General features: G+C 70.0%; 15 protein-coding genes. 7 read left to right on the top strand and 8 right to left on the bottom strand.

Translation table 11 applies throughout. The features are described from left to right. Positions 1-215: 215 nt before the first annotated feature. Complete coding sequence (locus U858_RS0120800; protein WP_025139090.1) at positions 216-3878, bottom strand: ABC transporter ATP-binding protein; 3663 nt, start codon at positions 3876-3878, stop codon at positions 216-218. A 94-nt stretch (positions 3879-3972) separates the two neighbouring features. On the opposite strand from U858_RS0120800, the gene U858_RS0120795 reads away from it, so the two are divergent. After that, positions 3973-4941: a LysR substrate-binding domain-containing protein gene (locus U858_RS0120795; protein ID WP_025139089.1), complete on the top strand. Its 969-nt coding sequence runs from the start codon at positions 3973-3975 to the stop codon at positions 4939-4941. A 67-nt stretch (positions 4942-5008) separates the two neighbouring features. Beyond that, positions 5009-5464: a DUF4952 domain-containing protein gene (locus U858_RS0120790; protein ID WP_157838832.1), complete on the top strand. Its 456-nt coding sequence runs from the start codon at positions 5009-5011 to the stop codon at positions 5462-5464. A gap of 42 nt (positions 5465-5506) precedes the next feature. Here the strand turns inward: U858_RS0120790 and U858_RS0120785 are convergent, their stop codons facing one another. Genes U858_RS0120785 through U858_RS0120775 form a run of 3 tightly spaced genes read right to left on the bottom strand, consistent with a single transcriptional unit; the run spans position 5507 to position 8073 of the window. Further along, a complete protein-coding gene (locus tag U858_RS0120785) occupies positions 5507-6298 on the bottom strand; it encodes an ABC transporter ATP-binding protein (RefSeq protein WP_025139087.1) in 792 nt (263 codons plus the stop codon). Next, complete coding sequence (locus U858_RS0120780; RefSeq protein WP_025139086.1) at positions 6286-7056, bottom strand: ABC transporter permease; 771 nt, start codon at positions 7054-7056, stop codon at positions 6286-6288. The genes U858_RS0120785 and U858_RS0120780 overlap by 13 nt, the downstream gene beginning before the upstream one ends. A gap of 18 nt (positions 7057-7074) precedes the next feature. After that, entirely contained in the window at positions 7075-8073 is a 999-nt protein-coding gene (locus tag U858_RS0120775) for an aliphatic sulfonate ABC transporter substrate-binding protein (RefSeq protein ID WP_025139085.1), read from the bottom strand. Positions 8074-8276: 203 nt separating this feature from the next. Here U858_RS0120775 and U858_RS0120770 point away from each other — a divergent pair, with 203 nt between their 5' ends. The 4 genes from U858_RS0120770 to U858_RS0120755 are packed head-to-tail and all read left to right on the top strand — an operon-like array spanning position 8277 to position 11912. After that, on the top strand, positions 8277-9464 hold the full coding sequence (locus U858_RS0120770; protein ID WP_025139084.1) for an FAD-binding oxidoreductase: 1188 nt from the start codon (positions 8277-8279) through the stop codon (positions 9462-9464). Continuing rightward, positions 9448-10221: a HutD family protein gene (locus tag U858_RS34340; protein WP_025139083.1), complete on the top strand. Its 774-nt coding sequence runs from the start codon at positions 9448-9450 to the stop codon at positions 10219-10221. The genes U858_RS0120770 and U858_RS34340 overlap by 17 nt, the downstream gene beginning before the upstream one ends. Positions 10222-10236: 15 nt before the next feature. Continuing rightward, the gene (locus tag U858_RS0120760) at positions 10237-10986 is read left to right on the top strand and encodes an electron transfer flavoprotein subunit beta/FixA family protein (protein ID WP_025139082.1); all 750 of its coding nucleotides are present in this window, start codon (positions 10237-10239) and stop codon (positions 10984-10986) included. Beyond that, entirely contained in the window at positions 10986-11912 is a 927-nt protein-coding gene (locus U858_RS0120755) for an electron transfer flavoprotein subunit alpha/FixB family protein (protein WP_025139081.1), read from the top strand. The genes U858_RS0120760 and U858_RS0120755 overlap by 1 nt, the downstream gene beginning before the upstream one ends. Before the next feature lie 119 nt (positions 11913-12031). Here U858_RS0120755 and U858_RS0120750 read toward each other — a convergent pair whose 3' ends face one another. The 4 genes from U858_RS0120750 to U858_RS0120735 all read right to left on the bottom strand — a co-directional run bounded on the left by U858_RS0120750 (position 12032) and on the right by U858_RS0120735 (position 19386). Then, on the bottom strand, positions 12032-13045 hold the full coding sequence (locus U858_RS0120750) for a LysR family transcriptional regulator (protein WP_025139080.1): 1014 nt from the start codon (positions 13043-13045) through the stop codon (positions 12032-12034). Positions 13046-13076: 31 nt separating this feature from the next. Beyond that, positions 13077-13877: an N-formylglutamate deformylase gene (gene hutG / locus U858_RS0120745; protein WP_025139079.1), complete on the bottom strand. Its 801-nt coding sequence runs from the start codon at positions 13875-13877 to the stop codon at positions 13077-13079. Between the two features lie 141 nt (positions 13878-14018). Next, positions 14019-18338, bottom strand: a complete 4320-nt coding sequence (locus tag U858_RS36400) for an autotransporter outer membrane beta-barrel domain-containing protein (protein ID WP_025139078.1) — start codon at positions 18336-18338, stop codon at positions 14019-14021. Between the two features lie 121 nt (positions 18339-18459). Next, a complete protein-coding gene (locus U858_RS0120735; protein WP_025139077.1) occupies positions 18460-19386 on the bottom strand; it encodes a LysR family transcriptional regulator in 927 nt (308 codons plus the stop codon). A gap of 124 nt (positions 19387-19510) precedes the next feature. Between U858_RS0120735 and U858_RS0120730 the strand changes: the two genes are divergently transcribed. Then, on the top strand, positions 19511-20743 hold the full coding sequence (locus U858_RS0120730) for an MFS transporter (protein WP_025139076.1): 1233 nt from the start codon (positions 19511-19513) through the stop codon (positions 20741-20743). Positions 20744-20788: the final 45 nt, after the last annotated feature.

Below are 20788 nucleotides of genomic sequence, written 5' to 3'. Positions count from 1 at the left end.
CCCCGTCGTCATCGTCGTCCGCCTTCGGCTCCCTTCCGATTCCCTCGGGCGCATCTACACGCCCCGCGCTCCCCCTTCCCCGCCACGACGGGCTCGCGTTGTGCCTGGTTGGAAGAGGGTGTGCGGGGGTGTTTCTTTACGGAGTTGCTTCCCCCGGAGGGGGGCTTGGCGGTGCCCAAGTGGGCCGCTGCGCGGCCTGCTTGGGCGTGGGGGAGCTACGTGGGTATGGCGGCGGTGCCGGTGTTGCGGTCTTGGGTGTACGCGCCCTGGTGGCTGGCGAGTTTGGCGTAGGCGCCTTGTTTGCGCAGCAGTTGGTCGTGGGTGCCGGATTCGGCGAGGGTGCCGTTTTCCAGGACCAGGATCAGGTCGGCGTCGCGGATGGTGGAGAGGCGGTGGGCGATGACCAGGGTGGTGCGGTGGCGCATCAGGATGTCCAGGGCGCCGCGCACCTGCAGTTCGGACAGGGTGTCCAGGTGCGAGGTGGCTTCGTCCAGGATCAGGACGGGGGCGTTTTTCAGGAAGGCGCGGGCGATGGAGATGCGTTGGCGTTGGCCGCCGGAGAGTTGCATGCCGCGTTCGCCGACGCGGGTGGCCAGGCCGTCGGGCAGGGTCTGGACGAAGGACGTGAGGGCGGCCTGGTCCAGGGCGCGGGCCAGGTCTTCGCGGCTGGCGTCGGGGCGGGCCAGGCGGATGTTGCCTTCGAGGGTGTCGTTGAAGAGGTAGGTGTCTTGCGTGACGAGGGCGACGCGTTCGCGCAGGCCGTCGAGGTTGAGCTGGCGGACGTCGACGCCGTCGAGTTTGACGGCGCCCTGGCGCGGGTCCCAGAAGCGCAGGAGCAGGCTGGCGACGGTGCTCTTGCCGGCGCCGGAGGCGCCGACGATGGCGACGGTGGCGCCAGCGGGGGCGGTGAAGGTCAGGTCGCGCAGGGTGTCCTGTTGCTTGCCGGGGTAGGCGAAGTGGACGTGGTCGAAGGCCAGGGACAGGCCGTGCGCGGCGACGGGTGGGGGCAGGGGGCCGTCGGTGACGGGTTCGGGTTCGTTGTTGACGACGTGCAGGCGGCGGGTGGCGGCGATGGTGTCGGCCAATTGGCGGCTGACCTGCGAGATTTCGGAGACGGGCAGGAAGGTGGCCAGGGCGATGAGCACGAGCAGGGGCAGCATGCTGGCGGACAGGGCGCCGGCGGACACTTGCAGGGCGCCGACGACGGCCACGGCCAGGCCGCCCAGGCCCATGGCGACTTCGAACCAGGCGGTCTGGCGCGAGAGGTCGCGCAGGATGTCCAGGCGGCGGCCGCGGTATTGGTGGGCGACCTTGAGGAATTCGTCGCGGCGGCGGCCGGTGGCCTGGAAGGCGGTGAGGTCGGCCAGGCCCTGGATGGTGTCGGTGGTGTGGGCGCTCATTTCGCCCAGGGCGTGGCGGGCGCGATCGCCCAGGGCGTCGACCTTGCGGCGGCCGCTGATGGGTGAGACCAGGGCATAGGCCAGGAAGGGCAGCAGGGCCAGGGCGACGGGCCAGCTGTAGACGGCCAGGAAGCCCAGCACCGACAGGGGCACCAGCACCGAGACGATGGCGGGCGCGATGGTGTGGGCGTAGAAGTATTCGACCATTTCGACGTCTTGCGTGGCCAGGGCGACCAGGTCGCCGGAGCGCCGTTGCAGCAGGTAGGCGGGGGCCAGCCGTTCAAGCTTGTCGTAGAGCTTGACGCGCATGTCGGCCAGCAACTGGTAGGCCATGGCGTGGGCCAGCCAGGATTCCAGCCAGTGGAACAGGGCGGCGAGCGGCGCGGCGATGAGCAGGCCGGTGATGAGAGCGCCGGTGTCGCGGCCGTCGCGGATGGCGGCGACGACCAGGGCGCTCAGTACGCCCACGCCGATGAAGGCGGCGACGCGCGCTACGCCCAGCAGGATGGTGGCGACGAGGGTGCCGCGCCACGGGCGCACGACGGACAGCAGGGTGCCGAGCGTGGCGCGCCAGCCGACTTGTTCGGCGTCGGCGTCCAGCGGGCGCAGGGCGGGGCCCTGGCCGCCGCCGCTGTCGCTGCCGCTGTCGCTGCCGGTGTTGTTGCTGCGGCTGTCGCCGGCATCGGCGGGCGATTGGGCGGTGTCGGTGGCCGTGCGCACGGCGTCGCTGGCGGCGGCCGGCGGGGCGGCCAGGGCCACGGCCTGTTCGTGCATCAGGCGGTAGTACAGGCCGTGCTGCTGCATCAGTTCGGTATGGGGGCCTTGTTCGACGACCCGGCCCTGGTCGAGCACCAGGCAGCGGTCGGCGCCGATGACGCTGGCCAGGCGGTGGGCCAGGATGAGGGTGGTGCGGCCGGCCATCAGGCGGTCCAGCGCCTGCTGGATCAGGGCTTCGTTTTCGGTGTCGACGGACGACAGCGCTTCGTCCAGGATCAGGATGGGTGCGTCGCGCAGGAGGGCGCGGGCGATGGCCACGCGCTGGCGCTGGCCGCCCGACAGTTGCAGGCCGCGTTCGCCGATGCGGGTGGCGTAGCCTTGCGGCAGCGCCATGATGAAGTCGTCGATGTTGGCGGCGCGGGCAGCGGCGCGCACCTGTTCGTGGGTGGCGTCGGGCCGGCCCAGGCGCAGGTTGTCGTCGATGGTGCCGTGAAACAGCGTGATGTCCTGGCTGACCAGGGCCATGTGGCTGAGCAGCGTCTGGGTATCGATCTGGTTGACGTCGTGGCCGCCGATGCGGATGGCGCCGGCCTGGGGCACGCATTCGCGCAGCAACAGGCGCACGATGGTGGACTTGCCGGCGCCGCTGGGGCCGACGATGCCGACGCGTTCTCCGGCCGCAATGCGGAAGGACAGGCCCTGGTGGGCGTGGCGTTCCGGGGTGTACGAGAAGGCGACGTTGTCGAATTCGATGGTGGGGTCCAGCCGCGCGGGGGCGGTGGCCGCGTGAACCTCGGGCGCGGCGGTCTGGGGGCGGGCGTCCATCAATGCATGGATGCTGAGCGCGGCGGACTGGCCGAGCATGCCGCGGTGCAGGACCGAACGCAGGTCGCGCAGCGGGCGGAAGATCTCGGTGCCGGCCATCAGCACGATCAGCAGGGCTTCGACGCTCATGTCGCCGGCGGCCACGCGCCAGGCGCCGACGGTCAGCGCCAGCGCGGCGCCCAGGGCCACGCCCAGGTCGCTGATGCCGCGGGTGAGCAGGCTGACGGACAGCACCCAGAAGGTGTTGTCCGACAGTTTGCGGGCGCGGGCGGCCAGGCGTTCGCCCCAGGCCTTGCCCTGGCCGTAGGATTTCAGCGTGGGCAGGCCTTGCACGGCGTCCAGGAATTCTTCGCCGAATTCATTGAGCGAACGGGTGCGCGCCAGGCTGGCGCGGCGGTCCAGCATGTGCACGGCCATCGGGCCGAACAGCGCGAACAGCGCGGCCACCAGGAACACCAGCGCGGTGGGCACGTCCCAGAAGGCGATGACGGCGAAGATGGCGAACGGCGCGGCCGCGGCGATGGCGACCTGCGGCAGGTATTGGCCGAAGAAGGTCTGCAACTGCTCGACGCCGTCCACGACGGTGAGCATGACGCCGCCGGTGCGCTGGTTGGCGAACCAGGCCGGGCCCAGCGCCACGATGCGGTCGTACAGCCGCGCGCGCAGCGCCTGCTGCACGTCGGCCGAGCAGCGATTGGCCTGCACGGTGCGCAGGTGGTCGAAGAGGGCGCGCAGCAGCACCATGGCGCCGGCGCAGATTGCGGGCGTGAGCCACTGCTGCCATGGGGCGCCGTCGAATACACGCGCCAGCAACTGGCCCAGGAAGACGTAGCGGGCGATGCCTGCGGCCAGCGCCAAGAGGCCCAGGAAAATGCCGCCTGCCATGGCGGCGCGCAAACCCTCGGTCAAGCGCCAAAGCCTGGAATCGAAATACATATCAATGCTCCCTCTGAAGCCTGAATGGTCACGCATCCGGCAGCGGCGCGAAAGCGATAGTTATTCAATCATGGGTTGAGATAAACTCAACCCTATGTCCGATCTGCCCACCCATACGCCGCCCTTGGCGGCCCTGCGCGCCTTTGAAGCCGTTGCCCGCCTGGGCAGCCTGAGCCGCGCCGCGGTTGAACTGCACGTGACCAAAAGCGCCGTCAGCCACCAGCTGCGGGCGCTGGAAGCCGACCTGGGCGTGAGCCTGCTGCGGCGCGGGGGCACGGTGCGGCGCGCGGAAACCACCGAGGCGGGCGCCGCGCTGCTGGCGTCGGTACAACAGGCCTTGACCCTGCTGGAGACCGCCTGCCGCAACGCGCGGGCCAGCGCCCGGGGCAAGCGCCGCTATAACCTGAACGTGTCGGCCAACCCGTCGCTGGCGGCGCTGTGGCTGGCCCCGCGCATCGGCCGGTTCATCGAATTGCACCCGGACATCGACATCCAGGTGTTCCTGCACGCCAGCCAGGACCCGGCCTGGAAAGCGCAGGACATCGACCTGGCGTTCCTGCACGTGCGCGCCCTGGGGCCGCACCTGGCCGCGCCGGGCGACATTCCGCTGATGACCGAGACCGTGGTGCCGGTATGCAGCCCGGCGCTGGTGGCGCCGCAGGATCGCGACGACCCCAACGTCTTCGCGCGCCATCGCTGGCTGGAAGAAAAGCACATCGACAGCCCGGAAACCGACTGGCGCACCTGGCGCCCGCGCCTGGGCCTGGCGGAAAGCGCCGGCCAGGACCCGCTGGTGCTGTCGGGCCTGAGCACGGTGGTGGCCGCCGCCGCGGCCGGTGTGGGCATCGCGCTGGGCCGCGCGCCGCTGATCGATGAAGAACTGGCCAGCGGCCGGCTGGTGGCGCTGACGCCTGGCCTGCGCATGCCGGGCTCGTGGGGCTACGTGATGCGCATCCATGCCAACCGGCCGATGGACGCGTCGTTGCCGGCGCTGGTGGAATTCCTGGCCGAAGAGGGCCGCGCCGCCGCGGCATGGCAGAATCCGGTTGCGGCGCGCAGGTAGCGCGCCGGCCCGCGTCGCCATCTGGCGAACGGGCAAGTGTCCGCGGTCCCTTCCTGTCGAGGCGTCCTTGAATACCTTGGTTCAATTGCTGTTGCGCCCGCTGCGCGCCTGGCTGTTGCTGCCGGTCTTGCTGTTGCCGCTGTCCGCCCAGGCGCAGGCCGCGCCCACGCCGGGTTGCGACGATTTTCTGGCGGCCCTGACGAACAAGCCCGATTTCATCGAATACCAGGGTTGCCGCCTGGAAATGCGCACGCACGGCAAGCCGCTGGTGGCGCGCTACCGGGTGGATGGCGCAGCCGCTGCGCTGGCCGAAAGCTATCTGCGGCGTCAATTTGGTATCGCGCCGCTGCAATACCAGTGCTGCGGTTGGCAGACGCCGCCGCAGTTCTGGCGCGATCCCCGCGCGGGGGAGGGCTACACGATCGGCTTCGGTTCCGAAGAAACCCTGCTGTCGTCCCGTTCGCAGTGGGACAAGATTCCCAGCTTTCACCTCCGCATCGAGCGGTACACCGAAGAGCCCTGACGGGCGGGCGCGGCCCGGGCCACGCCTGCTGGCGTGGCCGTCCTAGCCGTCGGCCAGCTCCATGCTGCGCGTCACTTCTTCCTGCACCCGTTCCCAGATGGCGCGCTTCAGTTCGACGAAGCGCGGCGACAGCTGCACGTCCGCGCTGCGCGGGTGGGGCAGGTCGTTCTGGATGTCCTGCACGATGCGACCGGGCTTGGACCCCATGACCGCCATGCGGGTGGACAGCGTCAGCGCCTCGTCGATGGAATGGGTGATGAAGACAATGGTCTTGCCGCTCTGCTCGTAGATCGACAGCAGCTGTTCCTGCAGCACCTGCCGCGTCATGGCGTCCAGCGCGGCAAACGGCTCGTCGAACAGCATCACGTCCGGGTCGTTGGCCAGCACCCGCGCGATCGACACGCGCTGCTTCATGCCGCCGGACAGCGCGTGCGGGTACTTGTCGGCCGCCTGCTTCAGGCCCACCATCTCGATGTATTTGCGGGCGATGGGCGCGCGTTCCGCGCGCGACAGGCCGCGCATCTTCAGGCCGAATTCCACGTTTTCCTGCACCGTGCGCCAGGGAAACAGCGCGTATTGCTGGAACACCATGCCGCAGGCGGCGGTGACGTCGGTGACCGGCTTGCCGTTCACCGTCACCGTGCCCGTGTTGGGGGTGATGAAGCCGGCCATCAGGTTCAGCAAGGTGGACTTGCCGCAGCCCGAGGCGCCCAGCAGCACCAGGAATTCGCCGCGCTTGACCGACAGGTCCACCTTGTCCAGCACGGTGATGTCGCCATACGCCTTGGACACGTCCTGCAGGCGGATCATCGTGTCGTTGCTTATCGTTGCCATGCCAGTACCCATCGTTCAAGTAGACGCAGACAGAGGTCGGTGACCAGCACGGTGAAGCTGATCAGCACCATGCCCAGCACCACGGTGTCGGTCTGGAAGAATTCCTTGCCGTTCATGATCATGAAGCCCAGGCCTTCCTTGGACGCGACCAGTTCGGCCGAGATGACGCAGGTCCAGGACAGGCCCAGGATGATCTTCATGCCCGACAGGATTTGCGGCAGGCAGCCGGGAAACAGCACTTCGCGCATCACCTGCCAGCGGTTGGCGCCCAGGTTGCGCGCGGCCCGCACCAGCACGGGGTCGATGCTGCGCGAGGCCTCCATCACGTAGAGCAGGGCGGGCACGAACGAGCCCATGAAGACGATGCTGTACTTCTGCGTCTCGGTGATGCCGAACCACAGCAGCGACAGCGGAATCCAGCTCATGGACGGCAGCGGGCGCAGGAATGAGATGATGGGGTCGAACACGGCGCGCGCCACTTTGGACGTGCCCAGCAGGATGCCCAGCGGAATGGCCACCGCCACGGCCGCCAGAAAGCCCACCATCACGCGCCGGGTCGAGGCCAGCACGTTGTAGAGCAAGGTGCCCTGGTCGGACATCGACAGGGCGCGGGCCAGCACCTGCGACGGCGCGGGCAGGAAGATCGGGTCGACCGCGCCGGCGCGGCACAGGCCTTCCCACAACAGCAGGAAACACAGCAGGGACACCACGCTGACCCAGATCAGCGTGGTATCGCGGGGAGCGGTACGCGTGGACATGAGGCGACGGCTCCGGGCTTACAGGTACGAGGCCTGGACCCAGTCCTTGACCGTCGGGGCGCGGTCGATCTGCTTCAGGGACACCAGCATCTCGGCCAGCTTCTGCATGCCGCTGACGAAATTGCCCGGGTCGACCATCAGCGCCTTCTGGTCGGCTGCGCTGTACCACTGGGTCTGCTTGATGACGCCCAGCTGGTCGTCGCGCGACAGGCCGGTCAGTTCCAGCAGCACGCCGGCCGCTTCCTGCGGCTGCTCGGTCAGCATCGTGTTGGCCTGGAACACGGCCGCCAGGAACTTGCGCACGGCCTCGGGGTTGTCCTGGCCCAGCTTGGCGCGGGTCAGCAGCACGTCCGGGCCGGGCGTGATGGCGTATTGCTTGTAGAGCGAGAAGGCGGTGTCGTCCAGCAGCACACGGGTGCCGGGCACGGCCTTGATGCGGTCGAAGGCCGGCGTCCAGGCCACGGCGGCATCGATCTGCTTGCCCTGGTAGGCCGACAGGATGTTGGTGGCGGGCAGGTTGATGATGGACACGTCGCGGTCCGGGTCCAGCCCGGCCTGGCGCAAGACGTCCAGCAGCAGCACGTGGGCGCTGGACGCGTAGGTCACGCCGATCTTCTTGCCCTTCAGGTCGGCGACCGACTTGACGTCGTCGCGCACCAGCACGCCTTCGGCGCGGCCGAAGTTGTTGGGCGTGGCGATCACCTGGAACTGGCGGGCGCCCGCCGCCATCAGGGCCAGCGAAGAGACCACGCCGGTGCCGGCCAGGTCGATGTTGCCGGCCATCACGGCGCTCATCCGGTCGGACGAGGTGGCAAAGCTCTGCCACTTGATATCCAGGCCCTGCTTGGCGAACAGGCCCGTCTTCAGGGCGATGTAGGCCGAGTAATGGCCCAGCCAGGCCGAGCCGCCGTAGGTGTAGGACGCCCCGGCGGCGCGGCCGATCATCGGAAAGCCCAAGGCGCTGGCCCCGGCCAGCGCGGCGGTGCGGACCAGCATGGCGCGGCGATTCATGTTCATGCGATTTCCCCTGCTTGAATGGTGATGGACTGAACGACTGATGTCGCCGGCACTCTGCGGTGCGGCTGCCCAGACTTTCGCCCGCCGCCGGGGCGCCGGCCTGTATATAAGCAATGCCGATGCTCTACATCCAACACGCTTATATTTCGATGGCCCGGGAAACGCGGGTTCACACTCCGGCCACTTGTTCTTGGAGCCAAGTCGTGAAAAGTTATGACGTGATCGTGATCGGGGCGGGCGTGATCGGCAGTTCGGTGGCCTTCCACCTGGCCGCGTTGGGGGCGAAGAATGTGCTGGTGCTGGATCGCGCGACGATCGGCGCGGGCACCACCTCGCAATCGTCCGGTATTCTGCGCACCCACTATTCGGTGCGCGAGAACGTGGAACTGGCCCAGCGCTCATGGGGCGTGTTCAACGATTTCGCCAACTACCTGGGCGACGACGAAGCCTCGTGCGGCCTGGTCAAGTGCGGCTACCTGATCAGCGCGGCCGACAACGACAAGCTGGAACCGCTGCGCAGCGCGCTGGCGCAGCAGCAGGCCCAGGGCATCGCGCTGGAATTGCTCAATGCCGCACAGGCCCGTGAACTGCTGCCGATCGCCACCTTCGATGACGCCGCATTGATCGGCTTCGAACCTGACGCCGGCTTTGCCGATGCCTACCTGGTGGCCACCAGTTTTGCGCGCGGCGCCCGCCGCCGCGGCGTCACCATCCGCGAAAACGTCGACGTGCAGCGCCTGCGGGTCGAGAACGGTCGGGTCATCGGCGTGTCCACGTCCGAAGGCGATTTCGCCAGCCCGCTCGTCATCAGCACGCAGAACATCTGGACGTCGGAACTGGCCGCGTGGACGGGCGTGGCCATGCCCGTCCTGCCCGAACGCCACGCGGTGCTGGCGTTGGAATGCGAGGCCGCGCCCTATACCTATTCGATGCCGGTCTACAAGGACCTGGCCTCGCCCGGCATGCTGTATTGCCGCAGCTACGGCGGCAACCAGATGCTGGTGAGCGAGGGCGTGGTGGGCGAAACCCTGCAGCACAGCGATGCCGAGCAAGGCGATATTCCGCTGGATTACGTGGCCGAGGTCGGCGCGCAGGTGGCCGAACGCTTTCCGGCCTATGAAACCGCCGGCCTGGCGTCGTCGTGGACGGGCGTGTACGACGTGACGCCGGACTGGAACCCGGTGCTGGGCCGGGTGCCTGGCGTCCAGGGGTTGGTGGTGGGGTTCGGCTTTTCGGGCCATGGCTTCAAGCTGTCGCCCACCGTGGGCCGGGTGCTGGCGCAGGAAGCGCTGGGCCTGGCGACCGATGTGTCGCTGGCGCCGTACGCGCTGAGCCGCTTTCAGCGCGGCGCGTTGCTGACCGGGAAGTACGGCCTTGGCGCAGTCTCCTGAAACCGGCGGCGCGCGGCGCGGCTTTTGGCAAGTGCTGCCGCCCGAGCCGTGGAAGAACGGCGGTGGCGTGACGCGCACGCTGGCCGCGGACAAGGATGCGGCCGAGAGCGCGGCGGCGCGGTGGCGCGTCAGCGTCGCGGACATCACGCGGGACGGTCCATATTCCCGTTTCGCGGGCGATGACCGCGTGTCGGTGGTGCTGTCCGGTGCGGGGGTGGTCTTGCGTGATACCCGTGCGGGGTTGCGCAATGAATGTCTCCCGCGGGGCAATGCAGGAGTGCCACTGCGAGACGCAGGAGCGCAGGTTTGGCTGGCGCCCGGCCAGCCCGTCGCCTTCGTGGGCGACGCGGCCTGGCACGGCACGCTGGTCGACGGCCCGGTGCAGGTGCTGAACCTGTTCGTGCGGCGCGGGTCGGCGCGGGCGCGGGTGCGCGGCGTGAACCTGGCGTCGCCAGCCGGGCCGGCAGATGCGCCGGCTGGCGTGTCAGCCGGCGCGCTGGCCTTGGCAGACGGCGCCGCACGGCATCTGCAGCTGTGCGTGGCGCTCGTCGCGGGCCGCTGGCAGACGCCGGATGGCGCGACGGAGCTGGCCGCGGGCGAATTCCTGCTGCGGCGGGCGGCCTGTCCCGGCAGCCCGGCGAATCCCGGCGATCCCGGCGCGGCCGCAGGCCAGGCCGTAGACGCCTTCACGCCCAGCCCCGGCGTGTCACGGAAAGCCCCCAGCCTGGCCGCCGTATTGCTGGACATTTTCTACTGACCCAGGAGTCTTTTCATGAAGGTAATTGCCGCGGTCAAGCGCGTGGTGGACTACAACGTCAACGTACGCGTCAAGGCCGACCAGACGGGTGTCGACATCGGCAACGTCAAGATGTCGATGAACCCGTTCGACGAGATCGCCGTCGAGGCCGCCGTGCGCCTGAAAGAGCAGGGCGTCGCGACCGAGGTGGTGGCCGTGACCTGCGGCGTCGCGGCCGCGCAGGAAACGCTGCGCACCGCGCTGGCCATCGGTGCGGACCGGGGCGTGCTGGTGCAGACCGACGTCGCCTTGCAGCCCCTGGCGGTGGCCAGGCTGCTGCGCGCCGTGGTGGCGGCCGAGCAGCCGGCGCTGGTGATCCTGGGCAAGCAGGCCATCGACGACGATGCCTGCCAGACGGGCCAGATGCTGGCCGCGCTGCTGGGCTGGCCGCAGGCCACGCAGGCCAGCGCCATCCAGATCGAAGACGGCCGCGCCCGCATCACCCGCGAGGTCGACGGAGGCCTGGAAGTGGTGGACCTGGCGCTGCCGGCCGTCTTCACAGCCGACCTGCGCCTGAACGAACCGCGCTACGTCACGCTGCCCAACATCATGAAGGCCAAGAAAAAGCCGGTGGACGTGACCTCGCCCGATGCCCTGGGGGTGGACCCGGCTTCGCGCCTGGAAACCCTGCGGGTGGAATCGCCCGCCGCGCGCGCACCCGGCATCAAGGTGGCCGACGTGGCCGCGCTGGTCGACAAACTCAAGCATGAAGCAAAGGTGATCTGATGACCGTCCTGGTAATTGCCGAACACGATGGGCGCACGCTGCACGGCGCCACCCTCAATGCCATCGCCGCCGCCGCCCGGCTGGCGCGGCCCATCCACGTGCTGGTGGCCGGCGACGGCGTGCAGGCGGTAGCCGACGCCGCCGCGCACGTGGCGGGCGTGGATCAGGTGCTGCTGGCGCAGGCCCCACACTTGGCCGATGGCCTGCCCGAGAACCTGGCCGCGCAGGCGGTGGCGCTGGCCGGCGGATACACGCACGTCTTGCTGGCCGCCACCGCGCAGGGCAAGAGCGTGGCGCCGCGCATCGCCGCGCTGCTGGACGTGGCGCAAGTCTCGGATGTGATTGACGTGCTGGCCGCCGACACCTTCAAGCGCCCCATCTACGCGGGCAACGCCATCGCCACGGTGCGCAGCGCCTATCCGGTGGTGGTGGCCACCATCCGCCCCACGGCGTTCGATGCCGCCGCGGGCGGCGGCAATGCCTCTGTGCAAGACGTGGCCGCCGTGGCCGATACGGGGCTGGCCCGCGTCGTCAGCCGCGAAATCGTCACGTCCGAACGCCCCGAACTGGGCGGCGCACGCACCGTCGTGTCGGGCGGACGGGGCCTGGGCAGCGCGCAGCACTTCAAGCTGCTCGATCCGTTGGCGGAAAAGCTGGGGGCGGCGCTGGGCGCTTCCCGTGCGGCAGTGGACGCGGGCTATGCGCCCAATGACTGGCAGGTGGGGCAGACGGGCAAGATCGTCGCGCCTGAACTGTACGTGGCGGTGGGCATCTCGGGCGCTATCCAGCACTTGGCCGGCATGAAGGATTCCAAGACCATCGTCGCCATCAACAAGGACGGCGATGCGCCGATCTTCGGCGTGGCCGATTACGGCCTGGTGGCGGATCTGTTCGAGGCCGTGCCGGCACTGACCGCGGCGCTGTGAGGGGCGCGCGCCCGTCGCCGAGGGTGGGGCCGGTTCGTCAGCGGCTCAGGCCAGCGGATCGGCGCGCCGCCGGGCCGGCTGGTGCGCAGAGGGGCCGGCCTGCACAGGGCCTGGCGGGATCAACGCCGCAGGCTGCGCCACAGCGTGGCCGGCGGCAGGCCGAGCGCGGGGGCGATGTCTTTGTGCACCAGCCGTTCCATCGCCACCAGGATGACGTCGCGCGCCTCGGTCGGCAGCTTGCCGACCTCTTGCGGGCGGGCCGCCAGGTAGAAGCTGCGTGACAGGCTGGCGTCGTCGCTGCGCGCCATGCCCAGAAAGGGCGCCAGCGGCAGCACGCGCAACTGGTCGACGAAATGGCGCGACTGCCAGACGCACAGCGGCGTGCTGATGCCGAACCCCAGTCCGGCCGTGACCAGGCTGAGCAGGGGATCGGTGTTGTCGAATTCAAAGGTGCGCTCGATCATCACGTCGTGCGCCTCGACCAGGCGGTCGATCTCGGCGCCGATGAACGAGCGGGCGCTGTAGCGGATGAACTGGGCGCGCTTGCCCAGTTCTTTCAGTGTGGTGATGCGGTCCATGTCCATGGTGCGCGGCACCACCAGCACGTAGGGCTCGCTGAACAGGCTGGTCTTGCGGATGCCGGGCTTGCCGGTGGCGGCGCTGGTGGTCACCACCAGGTCCAGTTGCCGATCTTCCAGTTGCTTGTCCAGCACGGGCGTGATGCCCGACCACAGGCGGATCTGGCGTGACGCGCCCGACAGCCCGTGGATCAGCGTCGGCCCCAAGGTGCCGGCAAACGAGTCCACGCAGCCAAAGCGCACGATGTTGCGCTTGGCGCGGCTGAGATTGCGCACGCTTTCCGCCATGTCGCCCGCCTGCGCCAGCAGCCGGGCGGCGTGCTCGAACAGCAGTTCACCCGCCGGCGTGGGGCGCGCCGGCCGCGTGCTGCGGTCCAGCAGTTCGGTGGACATGGCCGCTTCCAGCTGCTTGATGCGCTGCGATACGGCCGCCTGCGATAGCCCCAGCAAGCGCGCCGCGCCCGAGACGGACGCCGCTTCCACCACCGCCACCCAGGTCAGCAGCAGGCTCCACTCGGGGTAGTGCTCGGTGGCGCTGACCGAAAAGCGGTTCATGGGCGGCGGGATTCCGGGGCGCGGGGCCGGCTCAGCGCTTGCGGGCCAGCGTCTGCGCCAGCGCGGCGCGCACCAGGCCTTCCACCACGGGAATGACCTTGTTCGCGGCCTGCGCCTGGTAGCCGTAGGGGTAGGCCTCGTCCATGTAGGTGGACTGGCACATCTCGAGCTGCACGGCGTGGATGTCTTCGGCCGGCGAGCCATAGTGGCGCGTGATGTAGCCGCCCTTGAAGCGGCCGTTCAGGGCCGAGCTGTAGCCGCAGCCGGGCAGCCGTTCGCCGATGGCGGCCAGGATGTCGGGGGCGCAGCTGGCGCCGTCGGCGGTGCCCAGGTTCAGGTCGGGCAGCTTGCCCTCGAACAGGCGCGGCAGCACGCTGGCGATGGAATGGGCTTCCCACAGCAGCACCGTGCCGTGCTCGGCGCGGATGCGGTCGAGTTCTTCGCGCAGCTTGGCGTGGTAGGGCTGCCAGTAGTTCTGCACGCGGTGCGCGCGTTCGTCGTCGGTCAGGGCGGCGTCGCTCAGGTACAGCGGTTCGCCGCGGAAGGTATGGGTCGGGCACAGGCCGGTCTTGGTCTGGCCGGGGTACAGGCTTTCGTCGTCGGGCGAGCGGTTCAGGTCCACCACGTAGCGCGAATAGCGTGCGCCCAGCACCGAGGCGCCCAGTGCGTCGGCGAACTGGTACAGCGTGTCCAGGTGCCAGTCGGTGTCCCCGGACTGCTGGCCGACAGGCGTCATCCGGGCGCGCTGCGCGTCGGGAATCTGGCTGCCGAGATGGGGAATGGAGATCAGCAGCGGCGCGGAGCCGCGGCTGAAGTGATAGATGTCGCTCAAGGGAAAACTCCGGGTGGCAAAGGCAATGCACCGCGGACGGGCGCGGTGCGCCTGTATGCTAGGCAGCGCCGCCCGCCGCGGTTATTGCATCAGTTTAGTGGATATTGATGATCGACATCGCTGATGCAAAAGCGCATTGCGTTACCACTGCCAGCGCATTCCCACCTTGCCGTTCCAGGCGCTGGCCTTGGCGCCCGAGAAGGTTTCCTGGTAGCCGCCGCTGGCGTACAGCACCATGTTGTCGCTGACCGAGCCGCTGACGCCCAGCAGGATTTCGGTCCAGCTGCCGCTGACGTCGCTGCGGAACGGGATGTAGCCCGTCTCGGACGAGAACTCGGTCTTGGGGTTGCCCATCGCTTCGTGCAGCACGCTCAGGCGGCCCCACGCGGTGATGGTGCGCGGCTTGCTGCTGTTGTCCAGCGCCCAGGTGCGCGCCAGCCGCACGCCCAGCCGGCCGACCAGCGATTCCACGTTCTTGAAGCGCACGTTGGCCGCGCCGTCGTGGGCCGAGTCGATGTTGACCCATTGGTAGGTCAACTGCGCCTGCGGTTCCAGCACCCATTCCGGATTCAGGCGGAAGGGGTAGCCACCTTCGACGTTGGCGGCCAGGCCCAGGCCGTCGGTCTTCAGTTCGGGCAGGTCGCGGTAGCCGTTGGCGCGGATACGGTACCAGGTGGCCATCACGCCGGTGTCCACATACCAGTCGGTGGGACCGTAGTGGGTCCAGTAGGCGCCCAGCGAATAGCCGTTCAGGCGGCCTTCGCCGGCCTTGTTGCCGTCGTAGTTGTCGACCTTGGTCTTGGCGTAGCCGATGGCCCCGGTCAGGCCGGCCATGTCGCGATGGCCGTCATCGCGCTGGCGCCGCCAGAGGTCGGCGCCCATCTGCACGCCGTTGAACTCGTAGTCGTAGCGCGGCCCTTGGTTGCCGTAGATGCCGTCGGCCGAGCCTTCGCGCTTGCCGCTCATGCCGATGTAGCGGCCCCACACGCGGTTGTTGCTCAGCGCCAGGGGGTCGCCGTTGGCGTTGCTGCGGCGTTCCTGCTCGCCCACGCGTTCGTGCAGGCTGTCGATCAGCGTGTGCCCGTATTGCAGCGCGGTCGGCGCCAGCGAGCCGTAGATCGACACCTCGGGGCGATAGTCCGGCACGCCGGTGGGCGGCTCGGTGGTGCCGGGGGGCACCTGGCATAGCGAGGCCGGCACGCCCGGCTTGGCGCAATCCACCGTGGACCGCAGGAACCAGCTGTTGGGATCGCTGCCATCGCGGCTGCCGCGATACAGCGAATACTCATACGGACCGGCTACGGCCGGCGCGCCCAGCGAGAAATTGCCGGCCGAGGTGGTGCCGCCCGCGCCGGCCTGCACCACCTGGATGCCGTTGCCCGGCGTCACCGAGCCCAGCCCGCCCACATTGGTGATGCGCAGGCCCGTGGCGCCGCTGGTCGCGCCGTTCTGGATGATCAGCTTGTCGGACGGCGCGCCATCGCCGGCCAGGCGGGTGTTCAGCGCCATGGTGGCGTTGTTGCCCTGGTAGTTGCCCGACACCGTCAGCGTGTTGCCGATGCCCGCGCCGGCCACTTGCAGCAGCGCATTGTTAGTGACGTTGCCGGTCAGCGTGAAGTTGCCCTTGGCGCCGTCGGCCAGCCCCGGCGTGGCGTCCGCCACGGCAAGGGTGCCGTTGTTGGTGACGTTGCCGGTCACGCTGCCGTAGCCGCCCAGCGTCGCACCCGATGCCACGGTGACCGCGCCGCCGCCGGATAGGGCGCCCGCGCTGGCGGCGCTGCTGCCCACCACCAGTGTGCCGGCGTTGACGTTGGTGCCGCCGCTGTAGGTGTTGTTGCCGTTGAAGGTCAGGATGCCCGCGCCGGCCTTGGTCATGCTGCCGGTGCCGGTGATGCCTTGCGACACCGTGCTGTTGAAGCCGTTGGTGTCGATGGTGCCGCCGCCCGCGTCCGCGACGATGGCGCGGCTGGCCGCCAGGTCGAAGGCCGAGCCCAGCTGCAGCGTGCCGCCATTGAAGGTCAGGCTGCCGCTGGTGGCGCCGAAGTTGCTGTCCTGGCTGGCCGACAGCGTGCCGCCGTACAGCGTCCATGGCGTGACGGCCGTGGTGGCGTTGGTCAGTGTCCAGGTGCTGGTGCCCGTCTTGTGAAAGGCGATGAAGCCCTGGTACTGCTGGCCGGGGCCCACGTCCGACACGCTGAAGCTGCCCGACGCGGTGCCGCCCAGGATCAGCGTGTTGTTGCCGGTATTGGCATCGACGATGCCCGAGATGCTGGAACCCGCATGGATCTCCAGCGAATTGGTGCCGGCCGTGAACTGGATGGCGCGCGCCTGGGTGCCGGTGCCGGACAGGCCGCCCGTGATGACGCCTTCGTTGACGATGGCGATGTTCTGGCCCTGGATGCCGACGCCGCCCGCGCCTGCCGCACCCGCGGCGCCGCCGGCGCCCGCCGTGCCGCCTTCGCCGCCGACCCCGCCGGTGATGGTGCCGCGGTTGAGCACGCTGCCGCCATTGTTGGTGACCAGCACGCCGTTGCCGCCTGCGCCGCCGGCAGCGCCGCCGCCACCACCGCCGCGGTTGCCGTTGCCGCCCAGGATATCGCCGGTGTTGACCATGGAGCCGCCGTTGGCGATTTCAACGCCCGCGCCGCCGGCCCCGCCGGTGCCGCCCAGGGCGCCCGCACCGGTGCCGGTGCCGCCGCCGCCCGTGCCGCCGTTGCCGCCCGTGATCTTGCCGCCGGCCACGTTGGTGACCCGGCCCGCACCCACGATCTGCACGCCCGCGCCGCCGCTGTTGCCCGCGCCGCCCGAGCCGTTGACCCCGTTGGCGCCGTTGCCGCCGCCACCGCCCGTGATCTGGCCGCTGTTGGTGACCGTGCCGCTGCCGGAGATCGATACGCCATCGCCGCCGATGCCGCCGCTGCCGCCGCCGCCCGCGCTGTCGTCGCCGCCTTCGCCGCCGATGATGACGCCGCCGGCCAGGTTGGTCACCCCGGCGTCGCCGATCACCGACACGCCATGGCCGCCGCGCGCGGCTTCGCCGCCGACGCCGACGCCGGTGACCTGGCCCGCGCCGCCGCCGCGGTTGCCGTTGCCGCCGCGGATGGTACCCAGGTTCAGGACCGAGCCGCCCAGGTTCAAGAGGACGCCGTTGCCGCCCGTGCCGCCGTCGGCCCCGGCGCCACCGTTGATGGTGCCGCCCGCGCTCTGGGCGTTGCCACCGCCGCCGGTGCCGCCATTGCCGCCCGCGATGGTGGCGTTGGCGTTGTTGATGACGGTGCCGCTGCCATTGACCAGCACGCCGTTGCCGCCATTGCCGCCCACGCCGCCGCTGCCGGCGGTGACGGTGGTGCCGGGCAGGGCGCCCAGAAAGTTGGCTTGCGCGCCGTTTTCCCCATTGCCGCCGGTACCGCCCAGGATGGTGCCGGCGTTGAGCACCGTGCTGCCGCCTGTCAGGAAGACGCCGCTGCCGCCCGCCGCGGCCGCGCCGCCGTTGCCGGCCACGGCCGTCACGGCAGTGGTGGTGGTGCTGGAACTGCCCGAGCCGCCGCCGTTGCCGCCATTGCCGCCGGTGATGGTGCCGACGGTGGCGTTGACGATGGTGCCGCCCGAGGTGGCCAGGATGCCGTCGCCGCCCGTGCCGCCGCCACCGCCAGAGCCGGCGACCGCGGCGGTGCCGTTGCCGATGCCGTTGTTGACTGCGCCGCCGCCGCCGCCAAAGCCGCCCGCGCCACCGGTGATCGAGCCCGAGTTGTTGATGGTGCCGGGTGCGGTCAGCAGAATGCCGCCTGCGCCCGCGCCGCCGCCGCCGCCGTTGCCGCCGCCGCCATTGCCGCCGGCGCCGTTGCCCGCGCCGCCCGCACCGCCACCGGCGCCGCCTGCGCCGCCGACCAGCGTGCCTGAATTGTTGTAGTCGCCCGACAGCAGCGCACCCACGCCGCCGCCGCCGCCACCGCCGCCGCCCGCGCCGTTGATGGCCGTGCTGCCGCCATTGCCGGCGCCGCCGATGCCACCGGCCCCGCCCGCGATGCCGCCGGCCCCGGCCTGGCCCGTGCCGCCGGGGGCGCCACCGCCACCGGTGCCGCCGGCTCCGCCCGCGCCGCCGCTGCCACCCACGCCCGTGGTCAGGCTGACGTCGCCGCCGCCGCCACCCGTGCCGCCGATGCTGTTGGCTTCATCGGCGAGGGTGCCGTCCGAGCCGTTGGGGTTGGTCGCTGTGCCTCCCGTGCCGCCGACGCAGGTGCCGGTCGCCACCGAGCAGGCGCCATTGCCGCCTGCGGCGCGCGCGGGGCCTGCGGGCCAGGCAAACAGCACCGATGCGCCCAGGGCCATGGCCAGGGCGGTGCGCAGGAAGGGGGGAGAGGAAATGATCGCGGCGCTGCCGCGGTCAGGGGCGTCTGCCGGTTGCCGGGCCGGGGCCGACAAAGAAGAAAAGGGGGCGTGCGCGCTGCGGTTTTTATTCATTCTGCTACTTCTCCAGGATGGACTTGATCGCTATCTTTCGCTTGCGGGAAAAATCCTACCCGCAGGTAGGGCGTCTGTCCAACAGCTGGATGTCAGCTAGGGGGCGATTGTGGTTATGTGGTCAATCGCCCCAGGGCGCGCCGTCCCGCCATGCCGCCGCGATGTCGTCGATCAGGCGCCGTACCTTCGGCGCCAGGTGCCGCCGATGCGGATACACGGCGCAGACCGGGGCGCCCGGCGGGGCCCAGGTTTCCAGCAGCGGTGCGAGGCGGCCCAGGCGCAGGTCATCGCCGATCAGGAAGGCGCCCAGTTGGACGATGCCTGCGCCCGCCAGCGCGGCATCGCGCAAGGCTTCGGTGTTGCCCAGCCGCACGCGGCCGGCGATCTGCACGAGGCGGTCCTGGCCGGCTTGGGCAAAGCGCCACGGCACCTGCACGCCCATGTGGGTGTAGGCCAGCGTCTGGTGGCGCGGCAGGTCGTCGGGGTGGGCCGGCGCACCGTGGCGGTCCAGGTAGGCGGGCGCGGCGCAGGTGATCAGGCGATGCGGCGCCAGCACGCGGCGCACCAGGCGGCTGTCGACTTCGCCGCCGATGCGGATGGCCACGTCGATGCCATCGCGTACCAGGTCGGTGTAGTCGTCAGAGAAGCTCACGTCGGCGTCAACGTCTGGCCATTGCCGCAGGAAGTCATGCAGCAGCGGCATCAGGTGCAGGCGGCCCAGGGCCACCGGCAGGTCGATGCGCAGGCGGCCGCGCGGCGCCTCCTGGCGGCTGGCCATGGCGTCGGCGGCGTTGTCGACTTCGGCCAGGATGCGCTGGGCATGTTCGTAGAACACCCGGCCTTCGTCGCTGAGGCTGACGCTGCGGGTACTGCGATGCAGCAGCCGTGCGCCCAGGTCCTGCTCGAGCCGTGCGATGCACTTGCCGATGGCCGAGCGCGACAGGCCCAGTTTTTCCGCTGCCAGCGTGAAGCTCTGCGCATCGGCCACGCGCACGAAGGCGAGCACGTCGCCGAAATGGTCGATGCCGAAGGGCGTGATGGCAGTCATGGTGGTGAAACCCCTGGTCGATTGATTGGCTACATATTGTCCCTTGTGTGGGTCAATTCTGCCTATTTATCTGGAAATTGGAATCAGTAGACTGCGGGGGATTGTTCAACGAGACCTTCCGCGCATGACCCGCTGCCTGCCTGTGAATCCTGCATCGCCCACCCGTTCGTCTGCACAGGGCGATGACGCTGCCCTGCATTCAGAACGTCACGGCCCACCGGCCGCCTGGACCGGCGTGGCCGCGGCCGGCCTCGCGACGTTCTGCGTCGTCACGACAGAGATGCTGCCCGTGGGCCTCTTGCTGCCCATCGCCGACACCCTGGGCGTGTCCGTCGGCAGCGGCGGCTTGCTGATGTTCGTGCCCGGCATCCTGGCCGCCCTGTGTGCGCCGCTGGTGGTGGTGGGTGCGCGCGGCATCGACCGCCGCCGCATCCTGTGCGGCCTGTTGCTGCTGCTGGCGGGCGCCAATCTGGCCAGCGCACTGGCGCCGTCGATGCCCTGGTTGCTGGCCGCGCGGGTGCTGGTGGGCGGGTGCATCGGCGGCGTCTGGGCGGTGGCCGGCGGCCTGGCCGGCCGGCTGGTGCCGCCCGCCTCGGTGGGCCTGGCGACGGCGGTGATCTTCGGCGGCGTGGCCGTGGCGTCCGTGCTGGGGGTGCCGCTGGGCGCGCTGATCGGTGAACTGGCCGGATGGCGCAGCGCGTTCGGCGCAATGGCGGCGTTGAGCGCAGCGGTGCTGCTGTTTGCCGCGTGGGCGCTGCCGCCGTTGCCGGTGGCCCAATCGGTCTCTTCCCGTCAATTGCTGGGCCAACTGCGCAATCCGGCGCTGCGGCGCGGGCTGTTCATCACGCTGTTTCTGGTGGCAGGGCACTTCATGGCCTACACCTTCGTTCGGCCCGTGCTGCAATCCCTGGCGGGGTTTGACCAGGCATGGATCGGGCCGCTGCTGTTTGCCTACGGCGTGGCCGGTATCGCAGGCAATTTCCTCGCTGGCGGCGCGGCGGCACGGCGTTTGCGGGCGACCTTGATGGCGATCGTGCTGGGGTTGCTGGCCACGCTGTCGCTGCTGCCGTGGCTGGGGGTGTTGCGGCCTGGCGCCGCGGGGCTGTTGCTGTTGTGGGGGCTGTCTTATGGCGGCGTGTCGGTGGCCTTGCAGACATGGGTGATGCAGGCCGCGCGCGATGCGGTCGAAGCGGCCACGTCGCTGTTCGTCGGCGTGTTCAACCTGGCGATCGCGCTGGGCGCGCTGGCAGGCGGCGCCAGCGTGGACGCCTGGGGGTTGCCCGCCGCCTTGCTGATCGCCGCGGCGTGCATGCTGGCGCCGCTGGCGGCAGTCGGACTGCGCGGCGACCGGCCTTAGCCGCGCGCCGTCACGTCGTGAGGGCGTGGCGTGCGAGGCGCGTGT

Origin of the sequence: Achromobacter sp. DH1f, assembly GCF_000633435.1 — a bacterium.
In the GTDB taxonomy this organism is placed as follows: domain Bacteria; phylum Pseudomonadota; class Gammaproteobacteria; order Burkholderiales; family Burkholderiaceae_B; genus Achromobacter; species Achromobacter deleyi.
This window is presented reverse-complemented; position numbering and strand designations above follow the sequence as displayed.